Annotated in this window: 12 protein-coding genes; 4 read left to right on the top strand and 8 right to left on the bottom strand. The window is 56.0% G+C overall.

Annotation, left to right across the window (positions count from 1 at the left end):
• Positions 1-135 precede the first annotated feature (135 nt).
• The 4 genes from IPM39_20555 (at position 136) to IPM39_20540 (ending at position 6,233) form a co-directional block, all read left to right on the top strand.
• Positions 136-1,203 (top strand): NAD(P)-binding domain-containing protein, encoded by a 1,068-nt coding sequence (locus IPM39_20555; GenBank protein ID MBK8988426.1) that lies wholly within the window; start codon positions 136-138, stop codon positions 1,201-1,203.
• Between the two features lie 70 nt (positions 1,204-1,273).
• Entirely contained in the window at positions 1,274-2,578 is a 1,305-nt protein-coding gene (locus IPM39_20550; GenBank protein MBK8988425.1) for an insulinase family protein, read from the top strand.
• 333 nt (positions 2,579-2,911) lie between these two features.
• Entirely contained in the window at positions 2,912-4,240 is a 1,329-nt protein-coding gene (locus IPM39_20545; GenBank protein ID MBK8988424.1) for an HlyC/CorC family transporter, read from the top strand.
• A 169-nt stretch (positions 4,241-4,409) separates the two neighbouring features.
• Positions 4,410-6,233: a SpoIIE family protein phosphatase gene (locus IPM39_20540; protein MBK8988423.1), complete on the top strand. Its 1,824-nt coding sequence runs from the start codon at positions 4,410-4,412 to the stop codon at positions 6,231-6,233.
• Between the two features lie 133 nt (positions 6,234-6,366).
• Here the strand turns inward: IPM39_20540 and IPM39_20535 are convergent, their stop codons facing one another.
• From IPM39_20535 to IPM39_20500, 8 genes are all read right to left on the bottom strand, one after another.
• A complete protein-coding gene (locus tag IPM39_20535; GenBank protein ID MBK8988422.1) occupies positions 6,367-7,515 on the bottom strand; it encodes a pyridoxal phosphate-dependent aminotransferase in 1,149 nt (382 codons plus the stop codon).
• A 114-nt stretch (positions 7,516-7,629) separates the two neighbouring features.
• Positions 7,630-8,538 (bottom strand): phosphotransferase, encoded by a 909-nt coding sequence (locus tag IPM39_20530; GenBank protein ID MBK8988421.1) that lies wholly within the window; start codon positions 8,536-8,538, stop codon positions 7,630-7,632.
• 103 nt (positions 8,539-8,641) lie between these two features.
• A complete protein-coding gene (locus IPM39_20525; GenBank protein MBK8988420.1) occupies positions 8,642-9,145 on the bottom strand; it encodes a nitroreductase family deazaflavin-dependent oxidoreductase in 504 nt (167 codons plus the stop codon).
• A 94-nt stretch (positions 9,146-9,239) separates the two neighbouring features.
• The gene (locus IPM39_20520; GenBank protein MBK8988419.1) at positions 9,240-10,454 is read right to left on the bottom strand and encodes an ATPase; all 1,215 of its coding nucleotides are present in this window, start codon (positions 10,452-10,454) and stop codon (positions 9,240-9,242) included.
• Positions 10,455-10,560: 106 nt separating this feature from the next.
• Positions 10,561-10,758 (bottom strand): DUF2283 domain-containing protein, encoded by a 198-nt coding sequence (locus tag IPM39_20515; protein MBK8988418.1) that lies wholly within the window; start codon positions 10,756-10,758, stop codon positions 10,561-10,563.
• A gap of 245 nt (positions 10,759-11,003) precedes the next feature.
• Positions 11,004-11,291, bottom strand: coding sequence for a HigA family addiction module antidote protein (locus IPM39_20510; protein MBK8988417.1), 288 nt, complete (start codon positions 11,289-11,291; stop codon positions 11,004-11,006).
• Between the two features lie 512 nt (positions 11,292-11,803).
• A complete protein-coding gene (locus tag IPM39_20505) occupies positions 11,804-12,571 on the bottom strand; it encodes a DUF3883 domain-containing protein (GenBank protein MBK8988416.1) in 768 nt (255 codons plus the stop codon).
• 40 nt (positions 12,572-12,611) lie between these two features.
• A complete protein-coding gene (locus tag IPM39_20500; GenBank protein MBK8988415.1) occupies positions 12,612-13,613 on the bottom strand; it encodes a hypothetical protein in 1,002 nt (333 codons plus the stop codon).
• Positions 13,614-13,982 lie beyond the last annotated feature (369 nt).

Here is a 13,982-nt window from a genome sequence, read left to right as displayed (position 1 = left end):
TTCTTAAGCGCCGGGGGTTTTTCTTTTCTAACCTCAGCACTCTCCCTGTCTCCGTGGTAAGCAGTTATTTTCCCCACAAGCCCACGTCATGGTAATATCAGGCGCATGACAAATGAAGACGCTCCTGATCCTGAAATGATTACCGACGTCGCCATCATCGGCGCCGGCCCCATTGGCATTGAGCTGGCGATTGTTTTACAACGAGCCGGGGTGGACTATACGCTGTTCGAGGCGAAGCAGATCGGTGATGCCTTCAGCCAATGGCCGCCGGACACGGTCTTCTACAGCACGCCAGAACACGTGGCCCTGGCCGGTGTGCCGGTCCACAACCGCAGCCAACAGCCCCTCAGCGGCGAAGAGTACCTGGCTTACTTGCGGATGCTGGTGGAGATGTTCGACTTGAACCTGCGCGTTTATGAGCCGGTGACGGATATTGAGAAAGAAGCGGGCGGTTTTGTGCTGCGGACACGGCCGTTATCTGGCCGCAAAAGCTACCACTGCCGCCGCGTTGTCCTGGCGACCGGCGGTATGGCCGGGCCACGCCGCCTGAATATCCCCGGCGAAGACCTGCCCCACGTCAGCCATTATTTCCCCGGCCCTCACGCTTATTTCCGCACCCGGCTGCTGGTGGTTGGCGGGCGCAATTCGGCCATCGAGTCGGCGCTGCGCAGTTGGCGGGGTGGGGCGCGGGTCAGCCTGAGCTACCGCCGCGCCGAGTTTAACTTCGAGCGCATCAAGCCCCACCTGGCGATGGATTTGCGCGACCGGCTGGAGAAGCGGGAAATGGCCTTTTACCCGGCAACCCTGCCGGTGGAAATTACGCCGACCCATGTGGTATTGGCCGAAACGGAGGATGGGATGGTGGGTAACGGCCGTATCATCCACGTCCCCACCGATTTTGTGCTGTTAGCCACCGGCTTCGTCGCCGATATGCGCCTATTCGAGCGGGCCGGCGTCAGCCTGACCGGACCAGAATGCGCCCCTGTGTTCAACCCCCAGACCATGGAAACAGACGTGCCCGGCCTCTACGTCGCCGGAACGGCCGCTGGCGGGACGCAGTTCAAATTCAAATACTTCATCTCCACCACCCACCACCACGTCAGCCACATTGCCCGCCACATCACCGGCGTCGCGCCCGACCAACTCGGCAGCGTGCCAGCCCGCAACAGCGCCGTCACCTGGCAGGAAGTGCAGGCAAACTGATTTAAGATTTCGGATTTCGGACCAGCGCTCACCAGCAGCTATACTTCACAATTCACAATTCACAATTCCTATGCCTTCTGCAACAACCAAAACAACCCTAGACAACGGCCTTACTATCATCCTAAAAGAGATGCACCACGCGCCTGTGGCCAGCTTTATGGTCTGGTATCGGGTGGGCAGCCGCAATGAGATTCCGGGCCGCACCGGCGTTTCCCATTGGCTGGAACACATGATGTTCAAAGGCACGCCTAAATATCCCGATGGCACATTGGACCGCCTGGTCTCCCGTGAAGGCGGCCACTGGAATGCCTTCACCTGGCTGGATTTCACCGCCTATTACGAGACGATGCCCGCCGACCGCATTGACCTGGCTTTGGATTTAGAAGCGGACCGCATGAAAAACACGCGCTTTTCGGCGCGAGAAGTGGAAGCGGAACGGCAGGTGATCCTGGCAGAGCGGGGCATGTATGAAAATGACCCGCACTTCCTGTTGAACGAGGAACTAACAGCGGCCGCTTTTCGTGTGCATCCGTACCACCACGAAGTCATCGGCGACATGGCCGATTTGCAGACCATGACCCGCGCCGATTTGCGCGACCATTACCGGCGTTATTACGCGCCCAACAACGCCATCGCCGTGCTGGTGGGGGATTTCGACACGGCCGTTATCCTGCCCCGCCTTGCCGAACTCTTTGGCCCCATCCCGGTTGGCAAAGCAGCGCCCGCCATCACCCGACAAGAGCCACCGCAGCGCGGCGAACGACGCATCGTCGTCAACGGCCCCGGCGATGCCCCGACCCTCAGCGCTGCCTACCGCGCCCCGGCCGCCACCCACCCCGACTACTTCGCCCTGACGCTGCTCAACGCCGCCTTTGCCGGGGGCGGCAGCCTGGGCATGTTTGGCGGCGGTGGTTCCAACAAAAGCTCCCGCCTCTACAAAGCGCTGGTAGATACCGACCTGGCTGTCGCCGCCTATGGCGGCCTGACGCCGACCATAGACCCCTATTTGTATGTGATTACGGCCGTTGTCAACAACGGCTCTGTTCTGGCGGGCCACACCCTGACCGCCGTTGAAGCCGCCCTGGACGCCGAAATCGGCCGTCTGGCTGCCGAACCCATCACCCAGGCGGAACTGGACAAGGCGCTCAAACGAGCCAAAGCGGAATTTGTCATGGCCGGGGAAAGCATCACTGGTCAGGCACAGCTTCTGGGCATGGCCGAAGCCGTCACCGGCGACTATCGCTGGTTCGAGACGGTGTTGGAACAGCTAAAAGCCGTCACCCTGACCGACATCGAACGGGTCCGCGCCACCTATTTGCGCAAACAAGCGCGCACCATCGGCTGGTATGAGCCGCTAGAGGCAAGCAGCGAATAGCTGGTCCGCGCCACCCGCCGCGCCCATAATTTAGAAATGTGCAGTGTCTACGTTAAAGCTGGTGGTCGTATCAGGAGGTTGATTTTTTTGCCTGGATTGTTAATGTGCGGCATTATTGGTCGCATATTCTCGCTGCAACCAGCCTCTTAATAAACATAAAGACGAACTTGGGCACAAACGAAGCTATATTTCTCGTCACCTAACCATAATAATTAACCTGATTCGCCAGCGGCATTAGCGGCTGCCGTAAGAACCCCTGAGCTATAGACTTGCAATTCGACAAAAGGGAAAATAGGGGTTAATAAAAACCTTTTTGTTTCGCACATAAACCATATGCCTGAAACCCTTTTTGAAATCACGATTATTCTGCTGCTGCTTGTAATTAATGGGCTTTTTGCTATGTCTGAAATTGCCATCGTATCGGCCCGACCTATCCGCTTACAGCAAATGGCCCAGCGTGGCAGCCGTGGGGCTGTAGTGGCGTTGGAATTGGTCAATAGTCCCAATCGCTTTCTCTCCACTGTTCAGGTGGGCATTACCCTGGTGGGCATCTTCGCCGGCGCGTTCGGGGGCGCCAACATCGCCGGCGAGTTAGCAGTTCCTCTGCGTGAATTACGCTGGGTTGGACGATATGCCGACGCCCTTAGTCTGGTCATTGTCGTCGGTACAATAACTTTCCTATCGGTCGTGATTGGCGAATTGGTACCGAAGCGTATTGCTTTAGGCAATGCCGAGCAAATCGCTGCTTTGGTTTCCCGGCCCATGCGCGCCCTTTCGATAATTGCCACGCCCGTTGTCCGTTTGTTTAGTATTGCCACGGACATGACATTGAAACTACTGGGCGTTCAGTCACCAAAGGACGAGGAGGTCAATGAAGAGGAGATCAGGATGATGCTTCAACAGGGCGCTGCGGCGGGCACGATTGAGGAGGCCGAGCGGGATATGGTGGAAAGCATCTTTCGTTTAGGAGACCGAACTTTGGAATCAATAATGACGCCACGACCAGAAATTGTCTGGATAGATGTCAATGCGCCTCAGGAAGAAGTCCGCCACCTCATCTATGAATCCAACAGTACACGCTTTCCCGTCTGTGATGGCGCCCTTGACCGGGTTCTGGGTGTGGTGCAGTCTAAAGACCTGCTCTTCGCCTGCCTCGAAGGCGAGACATTCGACATCAGAACCGTAATGCAGGAACCGCTTTTAATTCCGGATAAGATGCAGGCGCTAAAGGCTCTGGAACGCTTCAGGCAGAGTGGCCTACAAATCGCTTTGGTCTTTGATGAATATGGCGGGATTGAAGGATTGGTGACCCTGATTGACATTCTCGAAGCCATTGTTGGCGATATTCCAACCTTGAACGAAAAAGTAGACCCACCGATTGTGCAGCGTGAGGATGGTTCCTGGTTAGTGGATGGAATCATCCCCATAGACGATTTTAAGGAAGCATTTGCCATTGGGTTGTTACCGGGTGAAGATAAATATCAAACGTTAGGGGGCTTTGTTGTATTTATGCTGGGGAGCATCCCTACAACCGGCAATCATTTCATCTGGGGTGGGTTTCGTTTTGAAGTGGCTGACATGGACGGGTATCGGGTAGACAAGGTATTGTTTAAAGAGAAACCGTTGGAGGATGAAACAGATAGCAGCCGAAGGCTTCCATGACTCCGCTCAGACCTTGTCCTGAGCAACGCCGAAGGAATGACAATGCCGCGTAAATTTGTAAAGAAGATGTTTCGCCCGATGAACCATGCCCCTGTTTTTTAGATTGGACCAATCTGGGCCATGTAATTTCTAGATGATCACTGTGTCAAAGTAACAGAACCAGAGTGATATGACCAACAATTCCCGGCTGATTGCCGACCTGCAAACCTTAAACCAGATTGCTGCCACGCTCAACTCGGCTGTAGACACGCGCAGCGCCCTTGATGATTCCCTGGCGCAGTTGATCGCCTTGCTGCGCCTGGAGACTGGTTGGGTTTTTTTGCGTCAGCCCGAAGCCCAGGAACGATGGGACGGCCGTGGCTACACCCTGGCCGCCCAGCGCCAATTGCCCCCGGCCCTGGCGCGCCACAACCCGGCCGCCTGGGACAAAGATTGCGACTGCCAGTCGCTGTGCAACAAGGGCAAGCTGACCGCCGCCTACAACGAAGTGCGGTGCAGCCGCCTGGCTGATATCGCCGGCGACCGGGGCAATCTGGTCGTGCACGCCTCCGTGCCCCTGCGCGGCCGCAGCGAAATTCTGGGCATCCTCAATGTCGCCGCCCCCAGTTGGGCAGCGTTCGATGAACGCGCCCTGGCCCTGTTGACCAATGTCGGCAGCCAGATGGGGGCAGCTTTGGAGCGCGCCCGCCTGTACGACATGATGCACGAACGGCGCATCCATGAGCAGGCCACGCTGCTGCGCCTTTCCAACCAGCTTTTGGGGCGATTGGACCTGGACGCGCTGCTGAATTATCTGGTCGGCGAGGTGCTGCAGCTGCAAGACCTGGACGCCTGCGCGGTGCTGCTGCCAGGGCCGGGCGGCCAAAATCTCTATTTCCGCGCCGCCTCCGGCTGGACCTCGGATCCGGTGGGGCATGGTTTTCGCGTGCCAATAGAAGGCAGCTTTTCCGGCCAGGTAATGGCCAGCCAAAAGCCCATCGTGCGTGAATCGGTTCCTGACGTAGAGGATTTTCCCTGGGTGTCTGACTGGTTCCGTGAGGAGGATTTCCACGCCGAGGTGGTGATCCCGATGGTGGCCCAGGGGCGCTCCATCGGCGTGTTGGTGATAGACGCCCGAAACCCGCGCCAGTTCGACGTGGCTGACATTCGCTTTTTGCAGCTCATGGCCAATCAGGCGGCCATCGCCATCGAGCGGGTGCGCCTGCGTGATGAGGAGTTTCACCGCCAGCGAATTGATGAGGAGTTGGCTGTGGCCCGGCAAATTCAACTGAGCCTGCTGCCATTGGGCTGCCCGGAGATAGTGGGTTGGGAGTTTACGGCCGTTTACGAACCGGCGCGGCAGGTAGGCGGCGACTTTTACGATTTTTTCCGGCTGCCCGGCAGCCAGGATGCCTGGGGTGTGGTGATTGCCGACGTGGCCGACAAGGGGGTTCCGGCGGCCCTCTACATGGCCCTCAGCCGCACGACGATCCGCAATACGGCGCTGGAAGGCCACCCCCCGGCCCACGCGCTGATGCTGACCAACCGCTATTTACAGGACGACAGCCGTTCCGACATGTTTGTTAGCGCTTTTTATGGGGTGTTGGATGGCAGAGACGGCCGTTTCCTCTATGCCAACGCCGGCCACAACCACCCCTTTATCTGGCGCGCCACCACCGGGCAGGTGGAGATATTGGACTCGGATGGCATCGTTTTAGGCGTGGTCGCGGAAATCGAGATGCAAGAGCAGCAAGTGGGCATTGGGCCGGGGGACGTGCTGGTTTTGTATACCGATGGCCTCACGGAGGCGGTGGATGGGGCGTATGAAGCGTATGGCGAAGGGCGGTTGTATACGGCCGTTGCCGACATCCTCGCCGCCAATCCCCAGACATCCGCCGAAGACCTGGCGGCCGTGCTGCTGCACGCCGTGCAGTCTCACGCCGGCGACATGGCCCAATTCGACGATTTTACCCTGGTCATCATCAAACGGGCCAGCGCTGCGTCTATGGGGTAGTCATCCATGCCCCTGTGAAAATAGGAGCGCGGACATCTCGTCCGCCACAGCAGGCGAGACGCCTGCGTTCCCAGGGTTTTCATTTGTGGTAGTCGGTCGGTCTGCCCACTCATGAAGTCTGCCAGATGAAACGCTACAACGCATGGGCCACCCGCGCCAGGCGCTCCACGGCGCGCTCCAGGTCGGGCAGGGCGGTGGAGATGGCGAAACGCACGTGGCCTTCGCCGCTTTGCCCAAAGGCGATGCCCGGCACGCCAGCGATTTGCGCCTTGTCCAGCAGGGCGTCGGCCAATTCCAGGCTGTTTTTGCGGCTGCCGGGGAAGCTGGGAAACAGGTAAAACGCCCCCTCGATAGAACGACAGGCAATCCCTTCAATCTCGTTCAGCGCTTGCACCATGAAGTCGCGCCGCGCCTGGTAGGCGTCGCGCATCTCGGTAATGCTTTCCTGTGGGCCGTTGAGGGCGGCGACGCAGGCGTGCATGGAGAAGGTAGCGGCGCAGGAGACGGCCTGGCTGTTCAGGCGCGTCGCCAGTTGGATGATGGGCGCGGGGCCAACCAGCCAGCCCAACCGCCAGCCGGTCATGGCGTAGGATTTGGTCAGGCCGTTGATGGTGAGGGTGCGGTCGGCCATGTTGGGGGCGGCGGCGACGGAGAGATGGGTACGGCCGTCGAACACCAACTTCTCGTAAATCTCATCCGCAATCACATACAGGTCGGCTTGCAGAGCCACCGCCACAATGGCTGCCAATTCCTCCGGCGTGAGGACGCGGCCGGTAGGGTTGCACGGGTTGTTGACCAGCAGCGCTTTGGTGTGCGGCGTCAGTCTGGCGCGCAGTGCGGCGGCGGTGATGCGGAAATTGTCGGCGGCGGGCAGGCTGACGGGCACGGGCACGCCGCCGGCCAGCGTGACCATCGGTGGGTAGGAGACCCAATGGGGTTCCAGGATGAGGACTTCGTCGCCGGGGTTGAGGACGGCCGTTAACGCCAGATACAGCCCCCACTTCCCGCCCGGCGTGATGATGATCTGATGGCGCGGGTCGGGCACGGGCACGCCATTTTCGCGCTCCATTTTGGCGGCGATGGCCTCCAGCGCCGCCGGAATGCCGATCATCGGCGCGGGGTAGTGGGTGGCCCCGGCCAACATGGCCTGGTAGGCGGCCTCGATAATGTGCGGCGGTGTGGCAAAATCAGGGTCGCCCCCGGCCAGGGCGATGACATCATGGCCGGCGCGCTGCAATGCTTTGGCTTTGTCGTTGATGGCCAGCGTGGGCGAAGAAGGGATGTTGTTGAGGAGATGGGAAAGTTCTTTCACGGGAACCCCTTTGAATTATGAATTATGAATTGTGAATTGTGAAGTTGGGGAGGTCTCTTTACTTCGCAATTCAGCGTTCACCTTTCACAATTCTAGCATGGCTTCGCCGATGCGCAGGACGGGTTCCCAGCCGTTTTCGTTGCCTTCTACGCTCCACCAGACGGACAGCACATTTTGCACGATGCCCCAGCGCAGCAATCGCGCCCGGTCAATGGACAGTAACTCGGCCAGGATGTCCAGGCGGCGGCGCAGCAGGCGCGGCATGTCGGGGCGGAAGGGGAAGGTCTGGATGGGGTTGTAGAGCAGCGAGGCCGGTTCGTAGGCCGGGTCGCCGACGACGCCTTTGGGGTCAATTGCCAGCCAGGGCTGGCGATGGGCGGTGAGGACGTTGTCGTGGTGAAAATCGCCATGCAGCAGGGTGGGCGTCACCTCGTCGGCCAACAGTTCGGCGCGGAGAGCAACGGCCGTATCCACCAACCGCGCCGGAAATGGACCGGTCCCGCCGCCAAAATAGGGGCGCAAACGCAGCAAAGCGGCCGTCCATTGGGCGAGCGTGGGGAAAGAGTGGTCGGCGGGCGGCGGCTGCCAGAGTTGCTGCATGAGTTGGGCGGCAGCGGCAGCGGCCGCCTCATCGTCGGGCAGGGCGGCCAGGGGAAGGCCGGGCAGGACGCGCTCCAGCAGCAGTGCGCCCTGGGCCTCGTCGGCGGCCAGCAGGCGGCAGACGCCCCGGCCGTCGTAATGGCGCAGCGCGGCAATTTCAGACAGCAGCTCGGGGTTGGGGCAGCCGACTTTCAGGACAACGGCCGTGCCATCGGCGCGGGTGGCGGCGGTGACATAGTTGTAGGAGAGGGGGAACGGCCGTTGTAGGGTAAGCTGCCAGCGTTGGGCGCAGTCGGCCAGGATGATGGGTAAACGGGTTAACCAGTCGCGGCCGACATCGCCGTACAGTTCGAGCATGTGGGCGGTGAAGTCGGGGGGGATGGATATATACATGACAAGGTGATAAGGTGATAAGGTGACAAAAGTGTCAGATTATGACCTTTGCGAGCATAGGTGGTGAACGCGGAATAAAGAACGACGGCTCACGGGCTGCGGCTTACGGCTCACGGCTTACAAGCTGCAAGACGGGTATCTCGCGGCCGGCGGCGCGGGTTTTGTAAGCGTTGTAGCCGGCGTAGAGGGTGGCGGCTTTGCGGTAGGCGGCCGTTTTGGCTTCGCCGCTGAGTTCGTGGGCGGTGTAGGGTTGGGCACGGCCGTTTACGGCTGCGATACAGTCGGGGTTGGCTTTCAGGTTGTGGTACCAGGCGGGGTGGCTTTTGCCGCCCCAGTTGGAAGCGATGATGACCAGGCCATCGTCGTTGGGGATGGCGACGAGGGGGATGGTGCGTGGTTGGCCGGATTTGGCGCCGGTGGTGGTGAGCATGATGATGGGCAGACCGGTGAGCAGGGTAACGGCCGTTTGCCGCCCGCCGGTCAGCCGGTATATCGGGCGGTCCAGGTGGGGGGCCACATAGGATGCGGCCCAGGAGATGGGCCGTAAAGCGGCTGCTCGTTGAATACTGCGCTGCACCACATTGGGGTGATATGTATGTTGGTTCATAGGTTTTTGCGATTTCACCACGGAGGGCACGGAGATGAAACGAGTAATTTCCCGTGTACTCCGGGATGTATGCCGTACCGCCGTTCAGGTCAGGTTAAAACGTTGTGCGCGCCTCTTGTTTGGGCGGCTGTACGGCCAGGAAATCTTGGGCGAAGCGTTCGGCATATTGGCCCATCAGGTATTCGATGCGGCTGGCGTCCCAGGAGACGGCGATGAGGCCGGCGTGATGGTCTTTGGGCAGCCGCCAGACGATTTCTGGCTCCTGGTAGGCGGACAGGTCGGGGTGTTTTTGGTGGGCCAGGCAGATGAGCAGTCCGGCGTAATCGTGGCGGATGGCGGGCAGGTGATATTGTTCGCCGCGGGCATGGGCGATTTCGATGCGGGCGGCTTCGGCCCAGAGTTCGATGTCGGTGGCCGCTTTGACCAGGCGGTCTATGTTGGCGCCACCGACGCGGGCGGCCGTTTCCAGGAAGTAGAAACGGCCGTCTGCATGGCCGCGAATAAACTCGGTATGCGCCGCGCCGCGCGGCAGTTGCAATCCGACCAATAATTCCTGGTTCAGGGCCAGCAGCGCCTGCGTTTCCGGGTCGCCGGCGGACAGGGTGCGGGTGCTGAAGATGCCGCCGCCATGCGACACGGTGAGCGGTGGCAGGCCATATTTGCTGGGGCTGGCAAAAATCACCTGCCCATCCCAGACCAGCGAATCCACGTGGTACACATCGCCGGGGATGAACTGCTCCAGCAGGAAGAAGGATTGTTTGTCGCCCAACTCATCCAGGGCGCGCCACAATTCTTCGCTGTGATGCAGTTTGCGGATGCCGATGGCCCCGGCGTCGAAGCGGGGCTTGAGGACCCAGGGGGCGGGTGTGCGCTCCATGAAATCGCGCAGGTCGTCGTAATTCAAGACGGGGACAAAATCGGGGACGGGCAGGCCGGCGCGGCGGGCTTGCCCGCGCATGGCGAGTTTGTCGCGGAAGTGGCGGGCCAGGCTGTCGCCGATGCCCGGCAGGCGCATGTGTTCACGCAGGGAAGCGGCCGTGGCGACATCGTAATCGTCGAGGGCGACGATGCGGTTTATTTTATGGCCGCGCGTCAGGTAGCTGACGGCGTAGGTGACGTCGGGCTGGGTGGAGATGTCTGGCATGTAGAAGACCTGGTGGATGTTGTCCCAGGGCCAGGCTTCTTTGGCCGTTTTTTCGTTGGCCAGGAGGAGGACGCGGCAGCCGGCGTCGCTGGCGGCCTGGAGGAAGGGCAGCCCTTTGAATTCAGAAGCGAGACAGAGGATGGTTAACGGCCGTTGGTCAGACATAATCGTTCTCCTGGGTTAGTTAGTTGGTTAGTTAGTTGGTTTACCGGATAGACAGACGAGACATGGGTAAGGATGGGCTTGTTGTTTCCCCTTGTCTCCTGGTCTGCTATGCTTCCACGGCAAATTGCATTTCCGCAGCCTTTTGTACTGATTGCGAGGCATTTAGAATTTCAAAGCGGACGATTTTGCCGTCATAGCCAATATCGGCAATCACGCCGGGGCGGATTTTGTCGCTCTCGCGGATACGTTCTTCGCGGAGGGTGATGACCAGGGTGTCTGTTTCACGGCCGTAGACGATTTTCATGCTGGTTGTCCTTGTCGGAGCGTTCAATCTCTCGTTCAACCCGGTTTTGTTCAGCGTGTTTTGTCCAGATAATTGCCTTAGACATTCTCAACTCTTGTTGTTGAATTGTAACACAATCTGTTTTTGATCATGGCCCGGTGGGATGCTGGCTTCATGATGAGGTTGTTTTTTGTACGGCCGTTGGTCGGTCTGGCTCTGGTTTGCCTATTTTTGATGGAAAAACGGTCCAGCCATGATTGGTGGGCTTACAACGACTCGCCAGCGGCTTGCCACCCCAGATGCTCCTGATAGCTTTGCTCCAGATTGAGCCAGACGCGGGCCGTTGTTCCGAATACCAGTTCCAATTGCAGCGCGGTTTCGGGCGTTAGCTGTGTTTTCCCGCGAATAATTTCGTTGATGGTTTTGAGCGGCCGTCCCATACGTTGGGCCAGTTCTGATTGGGTCATGTGCCGCTCTTCTAATAGTTCCAGCAACGTGTCACCTGGCGGGGCGACGAAATCAGGTTCATACGAATTTGTGGTTGGTTTACTCATGGTAATCCTCCATGGCAAGGAGACAAACGGCCGTAACCGCCCGCCAATCCAGTCCCCCGTCCGCTTTGCGCGGTGCGGGGTAGTGGTCGGGCACAAAGATAAGGCGATAGGGGTGATCTAGATCCAGAACAGGCTCTTTTTGTGGTGATTCATTTTAACAAACTCGGTAGCAACCAATGTGTTCTCAAGCGTCGGGTTCACATTTCATCTGCCCGAACCTGTGGGCGCTGATCCAACCAGCGAAAGACCAATGACCAGATAAACCCACCCAGCGTCTTGGCGGGGTAGGACTGCACTTAATCGTGGTTGGTGCTTTTAGCGCAATTGAACGTTTATTTTGACCGTTCTGGGCTTGAGTTTTCCCTAAATCAGCTGAATTTTAGCCTGAAAACGGCCCGATTACGATGATTTTCTCAACATAACGTAAGCCGTAACTCAGAAAACTTGCTATAGCAACTTCACCACGATTAAGTGTGGTGCTGCCACAACACTCCCAGGAGGAATATGTTGAATTACCAGGCTAACACCTCTGAATGATAAGTTGTCTGGCTTTGGGTGATAACTTTTTGTGATAACGTTAAACTGGTAACTGGATCAAATATAGCCGTCATCTTTGGTAAGTTGTCAAGATTACTGACAACAACTAGCGCGTACTCATCCCTAAATTCACCGGCCTTTGAAAACTCGTTTTCTGTAAGCCGGACACTCCCATATAAACCGCGTACACCTTTTATTTCTGCCAAGTAATACTTTTCAGAAACTTGAATCTGAAAATCATAACCGTCACCGAATAACCTTGCGTCTTCAAGTGTACCACTGGAAAAAATCTTTATGCCTTCATAATTATTCATGAAATGGAGTTCGGCAGCCTGACCTGTTAGCTGAAGTTGCTTGAATTTGCTCTTCATGACAGGGCTTACGATTGGATGTAGAGGTCTTTCTTCAATCTCAAATTCATTTGCAATATACAGTTGAACCATAGAAACAAATTGCTGTACATTATAATTTCCAAATAATGAATCAATCAATATTTTCCTATGGATGTAAGTGTTACCTTTTTGCCACCAACCTCTTCGAAGATTATCAAAAAATGGATCGAAAAGGTCTTGACGATTTTTTACAACTTCTACTGTTTCCGCTATTTTCAAATCCACGATATGCTGATAGAAAGCCGTTTTTGTCTTGAAACCAAACAATTTGACAAAATCCTTGTCAAATTTCGCTAACCCATAGCCTATCAAGTTTAATATCTCGTAATTTTCATGCTTGTTATCTGTCATTTTATTGCGTTCCATGACTTAGAATCTGGTCTCGACTCTTTTAGCCAATGACAGGTTGTGAATCAATAAGAACATATTCTGGAAGAGTAAGAATGAAATCGCCTGAAAATGAGTTGCGAAAATTCTCGATACTACCTGCATAAGGCATTGTCGTATAACCAAGATAAGCAGCTTTAGGCAAAAGCTCTAATAATTCCACAAGGCGGCGGTTGATAGCATTTCGGTCACGATTTTCTGGATCAGTGTTAGTTTGATTACGTGCTGTATTGACACTGGCTTCGTCGGCTTCGTCATCAATAATTAAAAAGGGGCAGCGGCGCAGAACGTCTGGCGAAGCGCTTCCCAACCAAGCGATAAGCTTACGCAAAATCGTGGAATTTTTTTTGACTACACAAAGCACCTTATCATGTTTTTGATCGGCAAGGAAAAAATTGGGGTTTCCTATTGAGTTTGGTCTAAAATCATTGATTGATGTCGGTGTAAACCAAACATCATCGTTAAGTGTGACAAGTTCATTTTCCAATCGCTGTTGGGTTTGCCGCCGCAGCGACTTTTTTGTGCCGGATAAAACGATAAAAAATCTGTATCCAGCATCAGCTGCTTTGGCAATAACGGCTGTAAAATTGGCCGTCTTCCCACTTTGAACATATCCAACAACCAAGCCACGTGTCTTAATTCGTGCTGCGTGAGGTGAATCAAGCCAAGATACAATCTTATCTGAAGCATCGTGAATGGCTTCAACTGCATCTTTAGGCCACTGCTTTTCATTCAAGAGATGAGTACGGAGTGCAGGCCAAAATTTTGCATCCTGATAATAATCTGCACCGAGATACCAGCCTTCTTTTTGCTTGTCTTTTACAAGCATCGGTGGAGGGGTAAGAAATTTTGGTCTGCCAGTCAATTTGAGGAATTCTTGATACGCCTTTTCGACTTTTTCTTCTGAAATTCCTGCTGCAAGAAGTTCTTTTTTTGCATCACTTGCTGTTCCACGATGATTACTAATTATCCTAACAAGTGGATCTAATTGATCTAGGTCAGTCATTTACGCCCCCTAAACGTCGTTACAGATCATTATGATATAAGTAATGACGAGAATTTGATTTTCATTAATACCATTAGATATTGGCAGCAAAACGGCCGTTCCTCATCTCCCAATTGAAATCTCCTCCTAAGATAACACACGCCCTGCCCTCCTACCAGAGGAGGAAAGTCACAAAACCGTCATGAGACAATGGTCCTATACGCATAGCATTGCATTGTACGGGCAAACCTCGTGGTTGCCACACGCTCATTTGGAGAATCGCATGAACATTGGCTTTATCTCTTTTCGCTTTGCCGGGGCGGATGGTGTCTCGCTGGAAGTGGCTGAGTAACCATCTAAAAATTAGTTCCCACGAGACGTTCAACTTCT

It is taken from the genome of Candidatus Leptovillus gracilis, assembly GCA_016716065.1.
Lineage (GTDB): Bacteria > Chloroflexota > Anaerolineae > Promineifilales > Promineifilaceae > Leptovillus > Leptovillus gracilis.
This window is presented reverse-complemented; position numbering and strand designations above follow the sequence as displayed.

Excerpts from the sequence above, each read along its gene's own strand:
- IPM39_20555 (MBK8988426.1), top strand. The coding sequence starts at position 136 with ATGATTACCGACGTCGCCATCATCGGCGCCGGCCCCATTGGCATTGAG.
- IPM39_20530 (MBK8988421.1), bottom strand. The coding sequence starts at position 8,538 with ATGTATATATCCATCCCCCCCGACTTCACCGCCCACATGCTCGAACTG.
- IPM39_20510 (MBK8988417.1), bottom strand. The coding sequence starts at position 11,291 with ATGAGTAAACCAACCACAAATTCGTATGAACCTGATTTCGTCGCCCCG.
- IPM39_20540 (MBK8988423.1), top strand. The coding sequence starts at position 4,410 with ATGACCAACAATTCCCGGCTGATTGCCGACCTGCAAACCTTAAACCAG.
- IPM39_20500 (MBK8988415.1), bottom strand. The coding sequence starts at position 13,613 with ATGACTGACCTAGATCAATTAGATCCACTTGTTAGGATAATTAGTAAT.
- IPM39_20525 (MBK8988420.1), bottom strand. The coding sequence starts at position 9,145 with ATGAACCAACATACATATCACCCCAATGTGGTGCAGCGCAGTATTCAA.
- IPM39_20520 (MBK8988419.1), bottom strand. The coding sequence starts at position 10,454 with ATGTCTGACCAACGGCCGTTAACCATCCTCTGTCTCGCTTCTGAATTC.
- IPM39_20505 (MBK8988416.1), bottom strand. The coding sequence starts at position 12,571 with ATGACAGATAACAAGCATGAAAATTACGAGATATTAAACTTGATAGGC.
- IPM39_20545 (MBK8988424.1), top strand. The coding sequence starts at position 2,912 with ATGCCTGAAACCCTTTTTGAAATCACGATTATTCTGCTGCTGCTTGTA.
- IPM39_20515 (MBK8988418.1), bottom strand. The coding sequence starts at position 10,758 with ATGAAAATCGTCTACGGCCGTGAAACAGACACCCTGGTCATCACCCTC.
- IPM39_20550 (MBK8988425.1), top strand. The coding sequence starts at position 1,274 with ATGCCTTCTGCAACAACCAAAACAACCCTAGACAACGGCCTTACTATC.